20 protein-coding genes are annotated in these 20,974 nt (G+C 47.1%); all 20 read right to left on the reverse strand.

Annotated elements, in window-relative coordinates:
- Positions 1-2: 2 nt before the first annotated feature.
- On the reverse strand, positions 3-788 hold the full coding sequence (locus tag K6Y21_RS08440; protein ID WP_233071404.1) for a ParA family protein: 786 nt from the start codon (positions 786-788) through the stop codon (positions 3-5).
- A 4-nt stretch (positions 789-792) separates the two neighbouring features.
- Positions 793-1,755, reverse strand: coding sequence for a flagellar motor protein MotB (locus K6Y21_RS08445; RefSeq protein ID WP_233071405.1), 963 nt, complete (start codon positions 1,753-1,755; stop codon positions 793-795).
- Positions 1,756-1,757: 2 nt separating this feature from the next.
- Entirely contained in the window at positions 1,758-2,510 is a 753-nt protein-coding gene (locus K6Y21_RS08450) for a flagellar motor protein (RefSeq protein WP_233071406.1), read from the reverse strand.
- On the reverse strand, positions 2,510-3,658 hold the full coding sequence (locus K6Y21_RS08455; RefSeq protein ID WP_233071407.1) for a protein-glutamate methylesterase/protein-glutamine glutaminase: 1,149 nt from the start codon (positions 3,656-3,658) through the stop codon (positions 2,510-2,512). The genes K6Y21_RS08450 and K6Y21_RS08455 overlap by 1 nt, the downstream gene beginning before the upstream one ends.
- A 22-nt stretch (positions 3,659-3,680) precedes the next feature.
- A complete protein-coding gene (locus K6Y21_RS08460) occupies positions 3,681-5,807 on the reverse strand; it encodes a chemotaxis protein CheA (protein ID WP_233071408.1) in 2,127 nt (708 codons plus the stop codon).
- 9 nt (positions 5,808-5,816) lie between these two features.
- Positions 5,817-6,569 (reverse strand): protein phosphatase CheZ, encoded by a 753-nt coding sequence (locus K6Y21_RS08465; protein WP_233071409.1) that lies wholly within the window; start codon positions 6,567-6,569, stop codon positions 5,817-5,819.
- A gap of 12 nt (positions 6,570-6,581) precedes the next feature.
- Positions 6,582-6,965: a chemotaxis response regulator CheY gene (cheY, locus tag K6Y21_RS08470; protein WP_233071410.1), complete on the reverse strand. Its 384-nt coding sequence runs from the start codon at positions 6,963-6,965 to the stop codon at positions 6,582-6,584.
- Between the two features lie 104 nt (positions 6,966-7,069).
- Complete coding sequence (locus tag K6Y21_RS08475; protein WP_233071411.1) at positions 7,070-7,786, reverse strand: RNA polymerase sigma factor FliA; 717 nt, start codon at positions 7,784-7,786, stop codon at positions 7,070-7,072.
- Positions 7,779-8,651, reverse strand: a complete 873-nt coding sequence (locus tag K6Y21_RS08480; RefSeq protein ID WP_432757987.1) for a MinD/ParA family ATP-binding protein — start codon at positions 8,649-8,651, stop codon at positions 7,779-7,781. Before K6Y21_RS08480 ends, K6Y21_RS08475 begins: the two co-directional genes overlap by 8 nt.
- Before the next feature lie 4 nt (positions 8,652-8,655).
- Positions 8,656-10,059 carry a flagellar biosynthesis GTPase FlhF gene (gene flhF, locus K6Y21_RS08485; RefSeq protein WP_233071412.1) on the reverse strand — a complete coding sequence of 468 codons (1,404 nt, stop codon included), beginning with the start codon at positions 10,057-10,059 and terminating at the stop codon, positions 8,656-8,658.
- 18 nt (positions 10,060-10,077) lie between these two features.
- On the reverse strand, positions 10,078-12,180 hold the full coding sequence (gene flhA / locus K6Y21_RS08490) for a flagellar biosynthesis protein FlhA (RefSeq protein ID WP_233071413.1): 2,103 nt from the start codon (positions 12,178-12,180) through the stop codon (positions 10,078-10,080).
- A gap of 455 nt (positions 12,181-12,635) precedes the next feature.
- Complete coding sequence (gene flhB / locus K6Y21_RS08495; protein ID WP_233071414.1) at positions 12,636-13,766, reverse strand: flagellar biosynthesis protein FlhB; 1,131 nt, start codon at positions 13,764-13,766, stop codon at positions 12,636-12,638.
- A 291-nt stretch (positions 13,767-14,057) separates the two neighbouring features.
- Positions 14,058-14,843: a flagellar biosynthetic protein FliR gene (gene fliR, locus K6Y21_RS08505; RefSeq protein WP_233071415.1), complete on the reverse strand. Its 786-nt coding sequence runs from the start codon at positions 14,841-14,843 to the stop codon at positions 14,058-14,060.
- On the reverse strand, positions 14,843-15,112 hold the full coding sequence (fliQ, locus tag K6Y21_RS08510) for a flagellar biosynthesis protein FliQ (RefSeq protein WP_233071416.1): 270 nt from the start codon (positions 15,110-15,112) through the stop codon (positions 14,843-14,845). The genes fliR and fliQ overlap by 1 nt, the downstream gene beginning before the upstream one ends.
- An 18-nt stretch (positions 15,113-15,130) precedes the next feature.
- Positions 15,131-15,838, reverse strand: coding sequence for a flagellar type III secretion system pore protein FliP (gene fliP, locus K6Y21_RS08515; RefSeq protein ID WP_432757988.1), 708 nt, complete (start codon positions 15,836-15,838; stop codon positions 15,131-15,133).
- 25 nt (positions 15,839-15,863) lie between these two features.
- Entirely contained in the window at positions 15,864-16,271 is a 408-nt protein-coding gene (fliO, locus tag K6Y21_RS08520; RefSeq protein WP_233071417.1) for a flagellar biosynthetic protein FliO, read from the reverse strand.
- Positions 16,271-16,657 carry a flagellar motor switch protein FliN gene (fliN, locus tag K6Y21_RS08525; protein ID WP_233071418.1) on the reverse strand — a complete coding sequence of 129 codons (387 nt, stop codon included), beginning with the start codon at positions 16,655-16,657 and terminating at the stop codon, positions 16,271-16,273. The genes fliO and fliN overlap by 1 nt, the downstream gene beginning before the upstream one ends.
- On the reverse strand, positions 16,650-17,714 hold the full coding sequence (fliM, locus tag K6Y21_RS08530) for a flagellar motor switch protein FliM (protein WP_233071419.1): 1,065 nt from the start codon (positions 17,712-17,714) through the stop codon (positions 16,650-16,652). The genes fliN and fliM overlap by 8 nt, the downstream gene beginning before the upstream one ends.
- Positions 17,715-17,740: 26 nt before the next feature.
- On the reverse strand, positions 17,741-18,259 hold the full coding sequence (fliL, locus tag K6Y21_RS08535; RefSeq protein WP_233071420.1) for a flagellar basal body-associated protein FliL: 519 nt from the start codon (positions 18,257-18,259) through the stop codon (positions 17,741-17,743).
- 71 nt (positions 18,260-18,330) lie between these two features.
- Positions 18,331-20,709 (reverse strand): flagellar hook-length control protein FliK, encoded by a 2,379-nt coding sequence (locus K6Y21_RS08540; protein ID WP_233071421.1) that lies wholly within the window; start codon positions 20,707-20,709, stop codon positions 18,331-18,333.
- Between the last annotated feature and the right edge of the window lie 265 nt (positions 20,710-20,974).

Here is a 20,974-nt window from a genome sequence, read left to right on the forward strand (position 1 = left end):
AACTATTTTGCTTGCTCTTTGTTCTCTAATTGCTGCAAATGGTTAAGTAAGGTTTCATAAGCAAACACGCCGCGACAATTACGTGAATAAGCCGACGGGGGAATATGCTTTAAACTGGCGTCTCGGAACTTAGTATCTATCGGGATCACCGAATTCCAAGCATCCTTAGGGTATTTATCTTTTATGGCTTGCAACGTGCTCAGTGAGGCCTTGGTTCGCTTATCAAACATGGTAGGAATCACACAATACTTAAATGGCGTTGGCCTTGAACGCTGCATGATATTGAAAGTACGGATCATTCGCTCAAGCCCTTTCAAGGCAAGAAACTCTGTTTGTACGGGTACTAATATTCGGTTACACGCCGCAAGCGCATTCACCATCATCACACCCAATACCGGCGGACAATCGATTAACACATAATCATAATCGTTACTGACTTGGTCAAGCGCCCGTCTTAGAAACAGCCCCATGCCCTCTCGATTACCCAGAACCCGATCAAGGGTGGCTAGCGCCATGTTGGCAGGAATGATGTCTAAGCCTTCGAACGGCGTTTTCAAGGTATAGCGTAATACCGCCTCCCTAGTGGGTGAAGGCGTTTGGAATAATTCATACAAGGTGCCATCAATTAAGTCGGAGTCATAACCGAGGTAACTGGTCAAGGATGCATGGGGGTCGGTATCGATCAGCAATACCCTGTGTCCTCGCTCAGCCAATAAGCCAGCCAGTGAGATCACCGTTGTAGTTTTGCCTACACCACCCTTTTGATTTGCCACGGTCCAAACGATCAAAGTGCTATTCCTGTCTTGTGGTAATTCGTAAGCCACCGTTAGGCAGCTCAACCTCAATTATTTTACTCTCTTCATTGTTATCGGCACCCTCCCTAGAAAGTATAGGTTCAGTCGTCGCTTCTGGGGGAGTTTCAATACTCGCTTCTACGTCTATCAGGTCATCCTGCGCCTTTGCCTCGTAAGCATATTTCGATAACGCAATCACCACTCGGCGATTTTTTCTTCGCCCCTCATCGGTGGTATTGCTCGCAATAGGATAATACTCACCATAACCCTCAACCGCCAACCTTGCTGGGTTAACACCGTCGGCTTCAAGTAAACGTAAAATACTTGTGGCGCGTGCCACTGACAGCTCCCAATTTGAAGTAAAAACCTCGGTATTGATACCCTGATCGTCGGTATAGCCTCTGACCCGTAAAAAATTACTGACCGGCGTTAATATGGCTGCGATACGACTAATCAACTCTTTGGAGGCCAATGATGCTTGGGCACTGCCACTTGGAAAAATCAAGCCACTGCTGATATCTATGGTTAGCCAATCGCCATCTAAGGTCACACTGGCTTGACCATTTTCAAGCTCCTTTAATAGGCTTTCATTCAATTCAGTTTCAAGGGAAGTTAAAGGCGCACCTAGTTTATTGCGGTCTAAATTAGATAAATCCTGCCCGCCATCAACCACAGAGCCTGCATCTTCCATCAAACCCGCGCCTTGCTCTTGAATTATTTCGTCTGCTTCATTATCCAAGATACCTTCTGTATCGGATACTTCAACGTGCTTAGAAAACTCTTTGGTCGCGGTGTAAAAATTCTCAATCACCACCTTATACTTATCTTCATTCACCGAGGCGGCGGCATATAACACAACAAATAGCGCAAACATTAACGTCATGTAGTCAGCATAAGACACCAACCAACGTTCAGTATGGTTATGCTCTGGAACGTGCTTTTTTCTTGAGCGCCGCGCCATGCTCAATGCCTCTCAGTGGCAAACGACTCTAAACGCCGCTCTATCACTAGCGCATTCTCACCATTGACAATGGCCACTAAGCCCTCGATGGTCATTTCATGATAAAGGGTTTGTTTATAGTTCAGCGCGCGTAATTTATGGCAAATCGGTAAAAAGACAAAGTTAGCAAATCCGACACCATAAATGGTTGCCACAAAGGCAGCGGCGATACCTCGTCCTAACACACTAGGATCATCGATATTGGACATGGCTTGGATAAGCCCTAATACCGCGCCTATTATCCCAACCGTTGGGCTGTAGCCCCCCATGGCCTCATAGACCTTAGCGCTGCGCTCGTAATACTCTTGTTTAAGATCAACGTCTTGTTCTAAAACGCTGCGTAGGGTTATCGCATCAACACCGTCAACAATCATAGACAAGCCTTTGCTGGTAAAGCTGTCCAATTTCGTGTTGTCGATATCCGCCTCCAACGCTAAAAAGCCTTGGGTTCTTGCCGTGCTTGCCCACTGCTTTAACTTTGCCGTTTGCCGTTTAACGGGTAAGACATCTGGCGTAATAAGCTGAGGAAGCAAGCGAATGGCATGACCAAATTGATCCGCAGTGGATTGAAATAATACTGCGCCTATGGTGCCGCCAAACACAATCACAAAAGCGGCAAGATTTAACAGAAAAGACAGCGACCCACCCGTGATCGACTCTGCGATGATAAGTGAGGCGAATGCCAAAAATAGACCAAACAACCCCAAAATATCCATTAGGTAAATTCCGTCATGATCCTAGCGGCCACACGATCGAGGGGTAACGACTCAGATGCGATTCCCTCCTTTGCGACCGCTTGCGGCATACCGTAAACCACACAAGATTTTTCATCCTGAGCCCAAATCGTGGCCCCCATGTTTTTCAACATACGTCCACCATCGCGGCCATCGGCTCCCATGCCGGTTAACACAATAGCCAGTACTTTACTCTGGTAAAGCTTTGCCAGCGAAGCAAACGTAATATCAACACAAGGCTTGTAATTGACTTTATCATTGCCTTCTACAATACGAATGCGGGCACTCGCTCCCCTGCCTTCAACGAGCATTTGTTTGCCGCCAGGGGCCAGATAAGCCTGCCCTTTGACAATGGGATCACCATCTTGTGCTTCTTTCACCTTAATTTTACAAAGGGAGTTTAAGCGCGCGGCAAATGCTGCGGTAAAGGTCGCAGGCATATGCTGGATCAGCAGGATCGGCAGCGGAAAGTTAGCAGGTAATGCCGTCAACACCGTTTGCAAAGCCACTGGCCCGCCGGTAGAGGTACCTATCGTGACAATATCGTAACTTTTACCACTGCGCTTGAAATGAGGAGCAGCAGTAGGCGCTGGCTTGGCTGGCGAAGCAGGCGTTGTAGAAGCGCGAGCCGGGGCTGGTCGCGTTGACGCGCGCTCTAACGCAGGCCTAGCTGGTGTCGTGGGTGTCTGGGCAGAAGGAGATTTAGCGATCGATGTTCTCGGGCTAAACACGCGTCGGCGAGCAATCGCTTTAACACGTTGCTGTAGTGTCTTTGTTGCTTCGTCTTTATCGCGAGCAATATCTTCAAATTTCTTGGGTAAAAAATCTAATGCGCCAGCCTCTAGGGCTTCTAATGTTGCCGTGGCCCCCTGATGAGTGAGGGATGAGAACATTAAAATCGGCGTAGGTGTGGCGGCCATGATCTCACGCACAGCAGAAATACCGTCTAATACGGGCATTTCAATATCCATGGTAATCACGTCCGGTCGAAGCCGTTGAGTCATTTCGACGGCTTCTTTGCCATTTTTGGCGGTATCGATTACCTCAAGTAATGGATCTTGGTTAATGATTTCACTTACTCGTCTTCGAAAGAAGCTCGAATCGTCTACTACTAATACCTTTATTGACATCTACCTTCTCAACTTCGAAGTGTTATGCATAATGCTTTAATAAGCTTGGAATATCTAAGATCAACGCGATGCCACCATCACTGGTGATCGTCGCACCCGCCATACCGGGTGTGCCTTGCAGCAAATCATCAAGGGCTTTGATCACGACTTCTTCTTGGCCAATCAGGCTATCGACCACAAAACCGACTTGCTTCATGCCCAGTTGCACGATAACAACATGGCCCAAACCATCACGTTTTTGCTTAGCAGGCGCGCCGTTGCGGATTAACCAATCCTGTAAATAGAACAGTGGAATTGCCTTTTCTCTGACAATCACGGTTAGTTGGCCATCGACCACATTGGTCTTTCTAAGGTCAAGATGGAATATTTCGTTAACATTGGTCAACGGCAAGGCAAAGGTTTGTTTGCCGACTAACACCATTAGGGTCGGTAAAATAGCCAGAGTTAAAGGTACTTTGATTTCTAACCGAGTGCCTGTACCTAGATTAGAGTCGATATGAATCGCGCCGTTTAACTGAGTGATACTGGTTTTCACCACATCCATGCCAACGCCACGACCGGATATATCAGAAATTTCGACTTTAGTTGAGAAGCCTGGAGCAAAGATAAGGCTGTAAGCTTCGGTGTTGGACATTCTCGCTGCCGTATCCGGATCAAGAATACCTTTGCTGATGGCGATATTCTTGAGCTTCTCAGCATCCATACCGGCACCGTCATCTTCAATAACGAGCAAGATATGGTCACCCTCTTGAGAAGCCGACAGTTTTATTTGTCCAAGTCGGGGTTTACCATTTTGTTCACGCACATCTGGCATTTCAATACCATGGTCAACGGCATTACGCACTAAGTGGACCAAGGGATCAGCTAGGGCTTCGACCAAGTTTTTATCTAAATCTGTGTCTTCACCCTCTAGCGTGAGGTTAATTTCTTTTTTCAAGGTACGCGCTAAATCGCGGACCACCCGAGGAAATCGGCCAAAAACTTTCTTAATTGGCTGCATCCGGGTTTTCATCACCCCACCTTGCAGGTCGGCTGTCACAACATCAAGATTGGCTACCGCTTTCGCCATGGCTTCATCGGTACTGTTTATGCCCAAGCTCACCAATCTGTTTCGTACTAATACCAACTCACCGACCATATTCATGATCTCGTCTAAGGTGCGCGTGTCTACACGAACCGTTGACTCAGCTGGAGCTGGCGCAGGGGCTCGATTGGCAGCCGGTTTTTCTGCTGGGGCTTTTGCTGGCGCAGCAGTTGCAGCGGGTGCAGCCGGACTTGATGGCTTGGGTGCTTGCGCGGGAGTCGAAGCTGAGGGAGCTTGGGCTTTGGGCGCAGCGGCTTGTGCAGAGGGAGCGGGGCTCGCTGCAGGTTTGGTTTCGTTAGTTGGGCTTTTACCGCTGCCGTGAAGTTCATCTAGCAAGCGTTCAAACTCATCGTCATCAATCAAGCCATCATCAGCAGCCGGTGCAGGCGTGACCGATTTGTGTTGCCCTTTGCCGTGAAGTTCATCAAGTAAGGATTCAAACTCATCGTCTGTGATATCACCAGAAGCAACCTCTGACTCTGCTGGCGCGGTCGCAGTAGGCCCTTTCGTGCCATGCAGCTCGTCAAGTAATCGCTCAAATTCATCTTCTGTGATTTCATCAATACCGGCTTCTGCCGAGCTTTCTTCATTGGATGCAGCCGGTTCCACCAAGGGCTCAGGCTCTGGGATGGGCTCAGGCTCAACAACGGGCTCTGGTGCAGCAGGCTCAGCGCCAGCTGGTAAACTTAGTTTATGCAACGCATCAATGATTTCAGGTGGAGCAGGCGTTAGAGGTTCACGGGCTTGAACTTGAGAAAACATTTCGTTGATGCTGTCCAAGGCTTGCAAAATAACATCCATTAATTCCGCATCAACGGCACGGCCGCCGTTTCGCAATGTATCAAAGACGTTTTCCGCACCATGACAACAATCAACTAATTCGGTCAGGGAGAGAAAACCGGCTCCCCCCTTCACGGTATGGAATCCCCGAAAGATTGCATTTAACAGGTTGGAATCATCTGGCTGCTTTTCCAGATCAACCAGTTGTTCTGAAAGTAGCTCCAGTATTTCCGCTGCTTCTACTAAAAAGTCCTGTAAAATGTCTTCATCGACGTCAAAGCCCATGCGCTACTCCTAGAATCCTAAACTCGACAACAAGTCGTCTACGTCATCTTGACCAGAAACCACATCATCCCTTGCTTCTGCATTCATAATTGGGCCTTCGGCCTCTATTCCTGATGAACTGGGGACACTGGCTTGCTCTTGTTTTGGTTTGCGTTCAATTTCACCAAACATCGTTAGCATTTCAACTAACTTGACTTCCACTTCTTGTACTAGGGATATCACCCGCCGAATCATTTGACCCGTCAAGTCTTGGAAGTCTTGGGCCATGAGAATTTCGGTCAACAGTTGCCTCAACTTATCGGCATCTTGTTCCGAATCCTTAAGGATCTTGTCAAGTTTGTGACATAGCTCCTTAAACTCAACCAACTCTAATTCACGGTTCATTAAGCAATTCCAACCGGGCAGAACTTGTTGAATATTCTCATTTAATCGGTCAGCAAGGGGTAAACTCTCATCGACGGCATCCATGGTACGGTTTGCCGCCTTGTCGGTCATTTCGATGACATAACTGAGCCTGTCTTTTGCATCAGGAATTTCACTGTTAGCTAACTCTGACAATCGATTGTCATTTTGAAACTCAACTAACGAGTTATGTAACTGACGAGTCAATAGGCCCACTTGTTCAAATAAATCATTTTTGGCGGGATCAGACAACGCACCAGATATCAAAGAGTTCGCTTGCTCAACCTCGCCAAGCTCAAGTAGTTCAACTAAGTGCCGTGCTTGCTCAAGCGAAAGCAAGGCTTCGTTGGTGTCTGTCATCACGACGCCTCCTTATTGAAGCCGTTCGAAAATTTTATCGAGCTTCTCTTTCAAGGTTGCAGCAGTGAAAGGTTTAACAATGTAACCATTCACACCTGCTTGAGCTGCCTCAATGATTTGTTCACGTTTGGCTTCTGCCGTTACCATGAGTACGGGTAAATGGCGTAGGTTTTCGTCTTTGCGAACCTCTTTTAACAAGTCAATGCCCTGCATGCCAGGCATGTTCCAGTCTGTGACTAGGAATTCAAAATCGCCATTTTTCAGCATCGGCAATGCTGTACTACCATCATCCGCTTCATGGGTATTGTTGAAGCCAAGATCGCGCAATAGGTTTTTGATTATTCTTCGCATTGTTGAGAAATCATCAACAATTAGAATTTTCATATTTTTATCCAACTTAATCTCCTTAAATGGCAGTTGGTTTGAACTCAACTCTTTGTGCTGAAATGTTATTTAGGCAACTAGAATCAGTATAGTTACATTTATGCCACAGCGACATGCTATCTTTGCCAATCAGTCATTCTCCCCTTTAAACGGTGGATGGCTTGACTGTGTATTTGGCTGACGCGAGACTCACTGACATCTAACACTTCACCAATTTCGCGTAAATTTAGCTCTTCATCATAATATAAAGATAATACAAGGGCTTCGCGTTCGGGTAAGGATTTTATACAAGTTGCGAGGTGATGCTGAAATTTTTCTTCAAAAACACCATCAAGTGGTGAATTATCGAGCATTTCATCGCTTCCCACACTTTCTTGTCCTGCCCCTAAATCTTCTATCCCGATTAACTTTCCACTATTCACTTCGCGCAGCATCGTGTGGTATTCGTCTAAAGAAACACCTAATTTGGCTGCAATATCGGCATCTTTCGCATCGACACCGAGTTCTTTTTCAACTTGATCTATCGCCTGGGCAATCATGCGGCTATTTTTGTGCACACTGCGTGGTACCCAGTCACCACGGCGCATTTCGTCTAACATCGCACCGCGAATACGGATCCCTGCAAAGGTTTCAAAACTGGCCCCTTTACTGGCATCAAAATTTTTACTGGCCTCTAACAACCCAATCAAACCTGCTTGAGTTAAGTCTTCAACTAACACGCTAGCAGGCAAACGGGCCAATAGATGATGTGCTATCCGTTGCACTAAAGGTCCATAGCGTTCAACCAGTTCATTCGGCTGAACTTGACTGGTATAGGCGTGGACTTTATTCACTGACCTTCTCTCTATTTTCGGCGCTACTGTCTAACAGCTTTTCGATGAAAAACTCAAGGTGGCCACCCGGTTGATTCGGAATAGGCCAGGTCACCGCTTTACTTGATAGCGCTCTAAATGCTAATGATGAGGGTGATTTCGGAAACGCTTCTACAACCAGCTTTTGTTTTCTAACGGATTGACGGACATTGTTGTCAAAGGGAATACAAGAGACTAATTCCAAGGCCGTGTCTAAGAAGCGGTCGGTAACGCGTGTTAATTTTGAAAATAATTCCTGCCCTTCACGCAAACTGCGCACCATGTTAGCCACAATTTTAAAATGAAACACACCATATTGCGTACTAAGGAGCTTGATCAAGGCATAGGCATCCGTTATCGAGGTTGGCTCATCGCACACCACGACAACAATGTCTTGGGCGGCACGAGCAAAGCTAAGAACCATATCAGAGATGCCCGCAGCGGTATCCACCAATAACACATCAATGGGGGTTTGTAATTCGCTAAACGCACGAATCAAACCGGCATGTTCAGCAGGAGTCAGCTCCACCATCGACTTGGTGCCAGAGGTTGCCGGAATAATTTTCATGCCTTGCGGCGCATCAATAATGACTTCGTCTAAGGTGCATTCTCCCGATAACACATGGGATAGGTTTTTGGTCACACGTAAACCCAATAACACATCGACATTGGCAAGACCTAAGTCGGCGTCAAGCACCAATACCCGCTTACCTTGGGCGGCCAAGGAGGCGGCCAAATTAAGGGTGACGTTGGTTTTACCCACCCCGCCTTTACCACCGGTGACAGTGATCACCTTTACTTTATTGTTTTTCATCATTCGCAGCCCACTTGCCTGATCAGTTAACATCGTTTTATTCATAATACTCCGAGGTGTGGCAGTCATCTGCTTCGCTATACCATTGATGTTGATCTTTTGCCATTTCTTGTTCCATTAAACGCAAGGCACTCGATACCATGTATTTTGCATTTGCAATTTTTATGTCTTCGGGCACACGTTGCCCATCTGTAATATAAGAGATAGGTAAAGCATGTTTAATTGTAACACTTAGTATTTCGCCCAGACTCAAACTTTCATCTAGTTTCGTGAGAATACAACCAGATAAGGGAATTTTTCTGAAGTGTTCGATGGCTTCTTGTACAACTCGGCGCTGACTTGTCGCTGGGATCACTAAAAAGCTGCGAATTTTCACCCTTGAGTTTTTCATCAAGGTTTCAAGTTGTTCCGAGAGCCTGACATCACGTTGTCCCATGCCTGCGGTATCAATCAGCACCAAACGTTTAGTGCGCATTTGATACAAAATCTCTGATAATTCGTCCGCATCTTTTGCCACTCGCACAGCACAGCCCAAAATCTTACCGTAGGTGGCAAGTTGCTCATGGGCGCCAATGCGGTAGGTGTCTGTGGTGATCATTCCGACCTGATCTGCACCATGCTCCATGGCAAAGCGCGCAGCTAATTTCGCAATCGTGGTGGTTTTACCTACCCCAGTAGGCCCAAGTAACGCCACAGCACCACCTAGTTTAAGAATTTCGTTTTCGCCGATGGCGACTTGATCTTCTAACAGTTGTGATAAGTACTGCTGGGCTTCATAAGGGGTGCAGCTTTCCGGTATGCAACTGGCGAGCTGGTCGGAAATATCATCTGAGAAGCCAGATTTATTGAGCCACTTAATCAACATGGCGCGCACAGGCTCTTTACGTTCGAGCTCTTGCCACATTAAGCCCGACACTTGATGTTCAAGTAATTTACGCAGCGAAGCCATTTCCTCACGCATGGCTTCGAGTACCTTATCATCCTTACTGGCACTGGTCGCTGGTGCAGGCCTTGGTCGAGAAGGAGCAGGCTTAGGTTTCGGACTTTGCCAATTTTCTTGTTCCATCAATGTCGCTGGCTGGTTGGCTTTTCGCACGGGCGTCGGTTTGCCTTGTTTTGCCAATAAAGCCGACAAAGAGTCCGCTAGGTGTTGTCCAGACTTAGCATTGATGGTTTTTGCTTGTTGTTGTGCAGCTTGGGATGTCGAAGAATGTCCTGCGCGAGCTCGGTTTGACAGCACCACGCTGTCTTCTTTTAAATTGCCCTGAGGTTTCGCTGCAGGCTTTGCTTCAGATGCGGCTTGGTAATCAACCGCTGCGACAATTTCAATGCCACCGGTCACTTTTTTATTTGACATGATAACCGCATCTGGCCCTAAGATCTCTTTAACCTCAGCCAGTGCAGCACGCATATCTTTTGCAAAAAAACGTTTAATTTTCATACTGCTGTCTCCTGTCGGTTATTGTCCGACAGAGTTAACGATTCTAATTTGCTTGTCTTCGGGCACTTCTTGATAACTGAGTACCTGCAAGCTAGGAATAGTGTTCTTAACAAACTTAGCCAAGGTTGTTCGTAATACCCCCGACGTTAGCAAAACAGCGGGTTGGCCCGCAAGCTCTTGCTGTTGTGAGGCTTCAAATAATGCGCTCTGGATCCGCTCTGCTAGTCCCGGCTCGATACCAGCCCCTTCACTTCCCCCTGCTTGGATCGAGTTATGCAAAATTTGCTCCAACTCCGGAGACAGTGTAATAACGGGTATTTCTGATTCCGCTCCGACAATATTTTGACTGATCATGCGTTTTAATGCGATACGACACGCCGCCGTTAATACTTCTGCATCTTGGCTCTTCACACCATAATCAGACAAGGTTTGCACTATCGTGCGTATATCTCTGATCGGCACCCCTTCGTTTAATAGGCTTTGTAATACCTTAACCACCACCCCGAGAGGTAAAATGTCCGGCACCAACCCTTCTACTAGTTTAGGATGACTTTTCGCTAATAAGTCGAGAAGATTTTGAACTTCTTCATGTCCGAGCAACTGAGCGGCATGATTAGTCAGTAATTGACTAAGGTGGGTCGCCACCACCGTCGCCGCATCAACCACGGTATATCCCATGGCTTGGGCGTGTTCACGTTGACTGGGTGAAATCCACAAGGCGTCTAATTGGAAAGCAGGCTCTATGGTGGGGATCCCTTCTACCGTACCAAACACTTGACCTGGGTTAATGGCCATCTCTTTATCATGGAACACTTCAGCTTGACCACTGGTCACCCCCATCAAAGAAATACTGTAATAACTCGGCGGTAAGTCCAAGTTATCACGAATATGAACCGGCGGAACCAGAAAGCCTAATTCTTGCGATAGCTTTTTACGAACCCCTTTGATCCGCTCTAGTAGTTCACCACCTTGGCTTTTATCAACCAGAGGGATCAGTCGGTATCCCACTTCTAACCCTATGGTGTCAACGGGTTGAACATCGTCCCAACCCAGCTCTTTGGTTTGTGCTGCCGGATTACTATTCGCCACATTTTTTTCAGATTCGACTAACGCCGAGGCCGCCGCCGCTTTTTGCTTTTTCATTAGCCAGTAAGTGCCACCCGCTGCGGCTAAACCTAAAGATAAAAATGCAAAGTGTGGCATACCCGGTACCAGCCCCATCACAATGAGTATGCCCGAGGTGATCATTAAGGCTTTCGGGTTACTGAACATTTGTCCCATCACCTGCTCACCCATGTCTTCTGAGCGGTTTTCTCGAGTCACGGTGATCGCCGCAGCAATTGATAATAACAGTGAAGGAATTTGCGCGACCAAGCCATCGCCAATGGTTAACAAGGTATAAATTTCAGCGGCTTGACCAAAACTCAAACCATGTTGCGCCATGCCAATAATAAAACCGCCGATGATATTGATAAATAAGATCAATATGCCAGCGATGGCATCACCTTTAACGAATTTGCTGGCACCGTCCATCGAGCCATAGAAATCGGCTTCGCGGGTCACCTCTTCGCGCCTTATTCTCGCCTGCTCTTGATCTATCATGCCCGCGTTTAAGTCGGCATCAATGGCCATTTGCTTACCCGGCATCGCATCAAGGGTAAAGCGGGCGCTCACTTCAGAAATACGCCCCGCGCCCTTGGTCACCACCACAAAGTTAATGATCATTAAAATCAAAAACACGATGAGACCAACCGCATAGTTGCCACCAATGACCACCGAGCCAAAAGCTGCAATCACGTTACCCGCGGCATCCCCACCTTGATGGCCCTCAAGTAACACGACTCGCGTTGACGCCACATTCAGGGCCAAACGCAGTAAAGTCGCAATCAATAACACAGCAGGAAAAGCCGCGAAATCGAGGGGACGTTTAGTGTAAATAGCCACCAACAACACGATCAATGCCAAAGCAATATTGAATGAAAACAAAATATCGAGAAGGAAAGCGGGCATGGGTAAGACAACCATGCCAAGGGTCGCCAGTACCATGACTGGCGCGCCCACCCCTTTAATCAGTTTATCGCGCTGTTGCCAGAAACCGGCTAAATTTGACTTTAAATTCATTCACATAGTTCGACAAAAAAATGACGTTTTAACCCTATGCAATAACCGAGCCTAATGCAACATGCCACGGGTTAAAGTTTCCCGAGTAATACTGAAACTTAGTTAACGGTCAAATAAATCAACCACAGTCTCCTCACTCAAGGATAAGACTAGGGCCTGTTGACCTTTCGTGGTTAATTTTTGTTCGAGAGGGAGACACCCTGTCTAAAAGCGTTTTGAGCAAGGCGAGCAGTGTGTAGCTTAGCATTCTAAGTAAATACTGCTCAACGACGCGTAGAATGCTTACGCCCGAAGGGCTTTAGCCGAATCCAAAGGACAGCGTTTGTTGGTCATTTCTACTACGTTAGCGCCTTTTCGCGTAGTTCACTATGCCACAAAGATGCTGCCCACAACGATTGTTTTGTATAAATACCCAACAAATCGCTGCAAAAACAAGCTCCAAAGATCAACAGGCCCTAATATTTAAAGCCCTCTGGCATATCAAATTCTTTAGGCAGTGCGGTTGGGCGTTTTCCACGGCCTTTACGGTATTGCTCTAATTGAAAAAGGTAGGCAAGAATTTGCGCTACCGCGACAAAAAGCTCATGAGGAATTTCTTGTTCGAGTTCAGTTGTATGATAGATGGCGCGGCAAAGCTGCGGTGAGCTCATCACTGGCACTTCATATTCACGTGCTATTTCACGAATTTTCAAGGCGATTTGATCAACGCCTTTCGCCACCACTCGAGGGGCACCGCCGCTGGCCGCATCGTATTTTAATGCCACCGAAAAATGCGTCGGGTTAGTGACGACCACGTCTGCCGTTGGCACCTCACCCATCATTCGGCGTTGTGCGGCTTCCATCTGTAAGCGGCGGATCCGCCCTTTGACTTCTGGCTTACCTTCTTGATCCTTATGCTCGTCTTTCACTTCCTGCTTGGTCATTTTCAGTTGTTCTTTGTGATGCCATAACTGATAGGGCACATCCACCACCACGATCACCAAAAGCGACAAGCATAAAATTAAAAACATCCAAAGCAGCATATCCAATGCCGCTTCAACACTTGAGCCTAATGGCGTTGAGCTCAACACCAAGATATCGGCAAAGCTCACATGCAAGATCCCCCACACGCCAAAGCCTATCACCGTCACTTTAAGGATCGATTTGAGTAATTCAATCCAACCTTGACTACCAAACATCCGCTTGAACCCAGCAAGTGGGCTCATTTTGCTCAACTTGGGCAACATCACTTCGGTACTAAAGTTCATACCGCCGATCATGATGGCCCCAGCAACACCGGCAATGAACAAAGCGACTAAAATAGCCAGTGTCGGCAAAATCATTTCACCAATGCCATTGGCAAACACCACTTTCATCTGACTGGGATCAAACACCACATCACGCTCAAACGTGAAGGCTTTTTTCATCATGGTCACAAAAGCATGACCGAGATAATCGCCTAACATCATCAAGGCAAACGCCGCCATGATCAAGATAGCAGCCGTGCCCAACTCCTTAGAGCGGACCACTTGCCCTTTATTTCGGGCATCACTGAGTTTTTTCCCCGTGGGGTCTTCGGTTTTTTCTTGACCGTCAGCTTCTGCCATCTTAATTCTCCTGGCTGCTGTAAGTGATTAGGGCCTGTTGACCTTTCGTGGTTAATTTTTGTTCGAGATAAAAGCGTTTTGGGCAAGGCGAGCGGTGTGTAGCTTAGCATTCTAAGTAAATACCGCTCAACGACGCGCAAAACGCTTTTAGCCGAATCCAAAGGACAGCGTTTGTTGGTCCTTTCTACTGCGTTAGCGCCTTTTCGCATAGGTAGCTATGCCACAAAGTCGCTGCCTTGTATAAATATCCAACAAATCGCTGCAAAAACAATCTCCAAAGGTCAACAGGCCCTAGGGTCGGCAAGCCCCATTGAGTAGATCACACATCAATGCCGACCCGCGTTGCCAGTGGCCATCAAAATGTAATACAACATTGCCTATGGTCAGCCACAAAATAAACAGGCCAAACAACATACTAATTGAAAAGCCTAAGGTAAAAATATTCAATTGCGGCGCGGCCCTGGTCATGATACCGAAAGAGAAATTCACCAATAACATGGCCACAATGGAGGCCATGGACATGGCTAACGCTGCGGTGAACATCACCCCTAGCCACCCCGCTAGCTTTTCATATTGTAATGGGGCTAACCCATTCATTGAGATAGGTAACGTGGTAAAGCTTTCAACTATCATATAGATCATCACTAAATGGCCATCCACAGCAAAAAACAGCAAGGTAACCAACATAAGATAAAACTGACCAACGACAGGTGAAGATTGCCCATTGAGGGGATCCGCCATGGATGCAAAGCCTAAACTTGTTTGCATTGCAATAATCTGGCCAGCAATCACAAAGGTCTGCATCACAAACACAGAAACGGTCCCCACCGCTGTGCCTATGAGAATTTGTTGCAGCGCAACCAAAAAGCTTTGTCCAGAGAATAATGGGATCGGCGGCGGCTCAGGTAGTACAGGCACCACCATAAAAGTAAGGGCTAAGGACAGCAACAAACGGATACGCTTTGGCGTCGTTTTCGCACCAATGCCCGTCATCACCATCAACATGGCCGAGATCCGACATAAAGCCCAGATATAGCTCGAGAGCCAAGAGATAACGATATCAGCAGGAAAGCTCATTAGCCAACGACGCTTGGGATCTGTTCAATCATGGTATAGAAAAACTCCATTAACATTCTAAACCCCCAGTGAGCACCAAACATCAATGCCAAAATGGTAATAATTAAACGCGGTAAAAAGCTTAAGGTTTGCTCGTTAATCGAGGTCGCCGCTTGAAACACCGCCACCACTAAGCCAATGATTAAGCTAGGGATGATACACGCAGAAACGAGGATCAGTACCAGCCACAATGCATGTTTGAAAATATCAACAAAGACTTCGGGTGACATATTGGCTCCTTAGTCTGATCACAAACCAAAACTGGCGGCCAAGCTGCCGATGATTAAGTTCCAACCATCAACTAATACAAATAGCATGAGTTTAAAAGGCAAAGATACAATCATCGGTGACAGCATCATCATACCCATGGCCATCAGGATACTGGCTACCACAAGGTCAATAATCAAAAACGGAATAAAAATCATAAACCCAATTTGGAAAGCGGTTTTAAGCTCACTGGTCACAAACGCTGGGATCAAAACATGAATCGGGACTTCTTCAGGAGAAGACACTTGTATGTCCGCCATTTCAACAAAGGTCTGCAAATCGGTCACACGGGTTTGGGCTAACATGAAATCTTTCAGCGGCCCTTGGCCCCTATCAATGGCTTCGGTGATGGAAATCTGCTCTGCTAAATAGGGCTGTAAGGCTTGATCATTCACCCGCTCAAACACGGGCGCCATGATAAAAAAGGTCATGAATAAGGTGATACCGATAATGACTTGATTTGACGGCGTTTGTTGTAAGCCCAAGGCTTGACGTAAAATACTCATGACCACCACGATCCGAGTAAAAGACGTCATCATGATCACCATGGCAGGCAAAAAGCTCAGCGCCGTCATCAAGCCCAGCACTTGTAGCGTTAAGCTGTACTCTTGCGCCCCATCAGGGCCTGTTGTCACCGTAATGGCAGGCAATGCACCTGTTTGCGCCGCCACAGGATGGGCAAACAACATCATTAACAGCCAAGCAAAAATCCAGTTATTGGTTTTTTTCATCTTTTTTTATTACCTTGGCTAATTGCTCAGCAAATGCGCCCGCCAAAGGTACGGGCGGCTCTGTTGGCTCGGCTAAAGGTTGTTCCAATTTGTCAATCAAATTGATCTGCTGCGCCGTTGCGGCAAGTAAGTATTGTTGCTCACCCAGTTGCACAACCATGAGCTTTTCTTTTCTGCCAAGGGGGGTAGTTGCCACCACTTTAATGCCATTTTGGCCAAAATAGCGACTAAACTTGGTTTGATGAAACAGCCAAGCTAGGCCCACTATCAGCAGTAAAACAAACACCAATACCGACAACACAGAGACAAAGTCGAGATCGGGCGGGCGCTGCTCTGACGACCAAGCGGGCAAAGACATCAGTAGCGGGAATAAGGCAAATCCATACTTCATTATTTTAGTTTCTTTATCCGCTCGGTTTGGCTGATAACATCGGTCAAGCGGATCCCAAACTTATCATTGACCACGACCACTTCACCGTGCGCAATTAAGGTACCGTTAACTAACACATCAAGAGGTTCACCGGCCACGCGATCAAGCTCTACCACCGAACCTTGGTTTAATTGTAATAGGTTACGAATGCTAATATGGCTACGTCCCACCTCCATTGAGATAGTGACAGGTATGTCCATAATGGCGTCTAAACGGCGTTTTTCTTCCGATGAGATAGACGGGCCATCATCACTATCAAATTGCTCAAGCTCCGCAGGTTGTGCTGCACCTTCCGCCTCTTCTAGCGCGGCAGCCCACTCATCTGCCATTTGTTGATCATCACTCATCGATTTCATCCTCTAATACTTCTAAACTCGCGGCGTCATTATTGATGCGCTTACCTTGGCGGGTGACTAACTCTAATTCACTCTTAACCGAATCAGGGCGTTTCAGTTTCTCAGTGATCTTAACCGCATAATTGTCTTTAGTGCGCCCCATCTTACCGCGGTAAGTCGGTAAGTCTTCAATAAACACGGTCATGGCTTCTGGCATTTCAACCGGGATCACATCCCCCGCCTTTAATTCCATGATTTGACGTAAACTCAATTCAGTCTCAAGCAACCGGGTGCTGAGTTCAACGGGCACATCCATGATCTCGTCTTTTAGTGCCTTACTCCAACGGAAATCGGTGTCTTCTTTATCACTTTGTACCCCCGCATCCAATAATTCACGAATGGGCTCAAGCATGGAGTAAGGCATGGCGATGTGAAAATCCCCGCCGCCACCATCAAGTTCAATATGAAAGGAATTGACCACGATCACTTCTGTTGGGCTCACGATATTAGCCATGGCCGGGTTAACTTCAGAGTCGAGGTATTCAAATTCCGCATCCATTACCGGCGCCCAGGCATCATGGTAGTCTTCAAATACAATTTTAAGTAGCATTTGAATGATGCGGCGCTCCGTTGGTGTAAACTCCCGCCCTTCAATCTTGGCATGGTAGCGGCCATCTCCACCAAAAAAGTTCTCCACTAAGATAAAAACTAAGCGGGCTTCCATGGTAATCAAACCTGTGCCCTTGAGCGGGCGAAAACGCACCATGTTAAGGCTGGTTGGTACAAATAGAGTGTGTACATACTCGCCAAATTTAAGCATTTGCACACCATTAATGGAGACCTCAGCGGTTCGTCTCATCATGTTGAACAAACTGATCCTCAAATGGCGGGCAAAACGTTCATTAACCAACTCCAAGGTTGGCATCCTACCGCGAACAATACGATCTTGAGAGGAGAAGTCATAATGCACCGCATTGCTATTTTCAACGGGGGAGGATTCTTCTTCCTCAACATCGTCAACCCCGTGAAGTAGCGCATCAATTTCGTCTTGTGATAAAAGATCGCTCATTATTAATCCATTAACCCTTTAGTGGACTACTGTAAAACAAAGCCGGTAAATAGCACAGCCTCAACCACGGGGGCCGATGCCACTTCGTTCATTGCTTTTTGTACGGCTTGTAGTGACTTCTTGCGTATTTCTGTTTTGCCCACTTCCGTGCGCAATTCTTCCTCGGTCGCTGAGCTAAATACACTCAACAAGGTTCCTTCAATCAAAGGGATATGCGCTTTGGCATGGTTCTCATTTTCTGTCCCACGCACCATTAACTGCACTTTAATTTGCACTAACCGGTCGCGTACGTCTCCGGCAACATTAAACACAAATGGCCTTGGCATCCCCACATAAACAGCCCTTAGGGTAGACGTGTCCACTTGAGGCTTAGCCTCTGCCTCAGTTGTTTCGCTTTGCGCTGGCTCATCTGAGCCCATCAGGAAAAAGGCAGCACCGCCACCACCAGCAAGTAAAACCACAACTGCCACAATGATAATAATGAGCTTGCCTTTGCCGCCTTTGTTTTCGTTTAACTCTAAATTCTCATTTTCCGCTTCAGCCATGACATCATCCGTTAAAAAAATTAAAAGCTGGGTTAATTATTACATAACAATGGCTTTAGGCCATAGTCAGTCTATGCATAATAATCAATTGCTGAGCTTGACTGCACATAATTTGGCACCGCCCGTAACTCAACTTCATTAGCGTTGCTCACTTGTTGTTCGCCTTGGCCATTGCGATGATCCTGTTGATGCGATTGCGCCGTTTCCTTAGACCCTGACTGCTGTTGCCCAACCTGGCTTTCACCTAAGTTAATGCCTTGCTGATTCAACATCTCACGCAACCTTGGCATATGCTGTTCAACTAATTCTTTACTTTGCGCCTGAGTGGTTTGAACCTGGATGCTAAGCTGATCATTTTGCATCGATAATTTCACGTGCATGCTGCCTAACTCAGCGGGGTCTAATTTGATCTCTGCTTGAGTAATGCCTTTATTCATCATCATGGTAATACGCTCACGCAGCACACTGGGCGCTTCTTTTGCTGCCAGTTCAAACTTTTGACTTATTTCAAAAGCACTGGCTGGATTAGCTGGCGCAGTGGTGGCTTGGCTCATCCCAAAGGTTTGCGCTACCCCGCCTAGTACCTGACTAAATTGAGCACTAGCATTTGGGGGTTGATGGGCACTTTGAGCTTGTTGTGTGATTGGCGCAGGAATAGGCTGGGCCATCGGCTCTCGACTCATCCCTTGCCCTTTTATCGACGTTTGGGTTTGCTCTTTTACTGACGCTTCACGTGAAAATGACTCTTCTTGATGAGCTTGAGCAGCCATTTCCTTACCTTGTTGCTTTAATGCTGCCCGCGTATCAAGCTTGTCACCTAATATCGTCTCTTTCCCATTCACATCTTTATTCGGTGACAGGGTGTCAACTGAATTGTCTGGACTAGTCTTACTCTGGTTCTGGGCCAGTTCAGGTAAACTCGATCCCGCCCCTACTTGCTCCCTTTGCGGAGTTGCTTTTGTGACATTAAAGCCATTGGCAATGTCTGGGTTACCCACCGCGCCTTTCTCTTGCTGCATTGTGGCGGCTTTGTTTGACTCCGAAACAACCCCTGTCAACTTAGGGGAATCAACGTCAGACTGATTCTTGGCCTGACTTTTGGACTGAGTAATGACATCTAAGTCAGCTGTATTTTTAGCTGAAGCAGGATTACCTGATACAGGATTACCTGAAACAGGGTTACCTGAAGAGCCAGTTTGTTGTGTTTCACCTACTTGGCTCGATGGTTGAGATAGCTTTTGCTGCACATTATTGTGAGTGGATGAAAGAGGTGAACCCGTTTGCATGTCTGATTTTGTCTCTTTGCTCGTCAGGCTAGCAGCATGTTGACTTTTGTCACCGTCCACCACATTGGCGCGAGAGAGCTTGATATCTTTAGACTCGCCTTGCTCACTGGGCTCATGCTGAGCCGCCGTTGAATCATCCTTCATTGCAGAGGTGACCGGTGCCGCCGTGCCGTTAGCGCTGCCTTGCCCCTGCCGCTCAGGTGTCTTTAAGTCAATGGTTTGCTGTTCTTTTCCCGCTCCCCCTTGAGACACAGCGGACTCATTTTTAGCCTGATTTAGGTCTGACTTAAGTTCAAGCTTTGGTTCATGCTGTGACTCAGTGGCCACCGCTTTGGAGGCGAGTTGAACACGCACTTCATCTTCACTTACCTGTTCACCCTCTTGAGCCGCTACTTTAGTCAGCGCAGAAACAGGGGCAGTGTCAGCTTGATGACCTGCCTGCTCCGGTTTGGCTTGCTCAGACAGAACAGCCACTAACTTCGCACTGGATTCTGCTTCTTTTGTTCCTCCCATTGGATCGACTAACTTCTCAGCGGCCTGGGTCGCGCCCCCTTCACTCACTTGTTTTGCCAAGATTTGACTAATGGGATTAAGAGGCGTGTTCAATGACGCTGAAGCATGCTCGCTTAATTTATCCTTAGAGGTGAGCTTGCTATCATCAACAGACGCCCTTGATGGCTCCTGAAAGCCAGACGTTGCATGGGAGTTTATTGCTTCGGTGGCGCCAATGCCCGAATCCGACCTCGGCCTTACCTGCTGCTCTGCCGCTTGGATTTGCGCCAAAATATCGTGGCTAAGGGGCTTATTGTCCCCCTCTTTGCTTTTTGCCTTGCCCGGCTCTGTTGTGTCTCCTTGCGCCTCTTGTGCACTTTTTAAACCATGCTGTGGTGTGCGCTGTTTTTCTTGCGCTTGGCTGTCAGCTTTTTGACGACTCGCTTTTGATGCTTCAACGTCATCTTGCCAAGCCCGTTTGACCGCTTGCTCCTGCACATCCATTTGTTGGTGCTCTGATTTTTTATTTTTAGCCGCTTCGTAAGTTTTTTTGAATTCAAGAGACTTTTCTTGCGCAAGGTTTGATTCGGCGATCACGCCGACCGACTCTTGGGCCGAGGCATTCCCCGAAGACGTCGCCTGACTGACATTAATTGGCACTGATTGCATCATACTTACATCCGTATTCTTGGTGGCAAAAGATTGCCGAAATGACCCACATGCATTGCTTTACTACTTGCCATCATGCATAAAGCTCCTCTCGCTAAAGCCCATATAACTCGCTATATCGACATCATTGCAGCCTATCGCAATACCCCAGCGAAAGGCTTAAGTCATATTTCTAGGTAATACTTCTAGGCTACATTCCTGAGCTATATTTCTAAGCAATTTTCGTTCCAAAACTAGAATGGATAGACCCAGTGTTTGCATGAAATTC

This window comes from Motilimonas eburnea (assembly GCF_021295345.1).
In the GTDB taxonomy this organism is placed as follows: Bacteria; Pseudomonadota; Gammaproteobacteria; order Enterobacterales; family CBDFNC01; genus Motilimonas; species Motilimonas eburnea.

Excerpts from the sequence above, each read along its gene's own strand:
- K6Y21_RS08445 (WP_233071405.1), bottom strand. The coding sequence starts at position 1,755 with ATGGCGCGGCGCTCAAGAAAAAAGCACGTTCCAGAGCATAACCATACT.
- K6Y21_RS08450 (WP_233071406.1), bottom strand. The coding sequence starts at position 2,510 with ATGGATATTTTGGGGTTGTTTGGTCTATTTTTGGCATTCGCCTCACTT.
- K6Y21_RS08455 (WP_233071407.1), bottom strand. The coding sequence starts at position 3,658 with ATGTCAATAAAGGTATTAGTAGTAGACGATTCGAGCTTCTTTCGAAGA.
- K6Y21_RS08460 (WP_233071408.1), bottom strand. The coding sequence starts at position 5,807 with ATGGGCTTTGACGTCGATGAAGACATTTTACAGGACTTTTTAGTAGAA.
- K6Y21_RS08465 (WP_233071409.1), bottom strand. The coding sequence starts at position 6,569 with ATGACAGACACCAACGAAGCCTTGCTTTCGCTTGAGCAAGCACGGCAC.
- K6Y21_RS08480 (WP_432757987.1), bottom strand. The coding sequence starts at position 8,651 with ATGTTAACTGATCAGGCAAGTGGGCTGCGAATGATGAAAAACAATAAA.
- flhF (WP_233071412.1), bottom strand. The coding sequence starts at position 10,059 with ATGAAAATTAAACGTTTTTTTGCAAAAGATATGCGTGCTGCACTGGCT.
- flhA (WP_233071413.1), bottom strand. The coding sequence starts at position 12,180 with ATGAATTTAAAGTCAAATTTAGCCGGTTTCTGGCAACAGCGCGATAAA.
- flhB (WP_233071414.1), bottom strand. The coding sequence starts at position 13,766 with ATGGCAGAAGCTGACGGTCAAGAAAAAACCGAAGACCCCACGGGGAAA.
- fliR (WP_233071415.1), bottom strand. The coding sequence starts at position 14,843 with ATGAGCTTTCCTGCTGATATCGTTATCTCTTGGCTCTCGAGCTATATC.
- fliQ (WP_233071416.1), bottom strand. The coding sequence starts at position 15,112 with ATGTCACCCGAAGTCTTTGTTGATATTTTCAAACATGCATTGTGGCTG.
- fliP (WP_432757988.1), bottom strand. The coding sequence starts at position 15,838 with ATGTTGTTTGCCCATCCTGTGGCGGCGCAAACAGGTGCATTGCCTGCC.
- fliO (WP_233071417.1), bottom strand. The coding sequence starts at position 16,271 with ATGAAGTATGGATTTGCCTTATTCCCGCTACTGATGTCTTTGCCCGCT.
- fliN (WP_233071418.1), bottom strand. The coding sequence starts at position 16,657 with ATGAGTGATGATCAACAAATGGCAGATGAGTGGGCTGCCGCGCTAGAA.
- fliM (WP_233071419.1), bottom strand. The coding sequence starts at position 17,714 with ATGAGCGATCTTTTATCACAAGACGAAATTGATGCGCTACTTCACGGG.
- fliL (WP_233071420.1), bottom strand. The coding sequence starts at position 18,259 with ATGGCTGAAGCGGAAAATGAGAATTTAGAGTTAAACGAAAACAAAGGC.
- K6Y21_RS08540 (WP_233071421.1), bottom strand. The coding sequence starts at position 20,709 with ATGATGCAATCAGTGCCAATTAATGTCAGTCAGGCGACGTCTTCGGGG.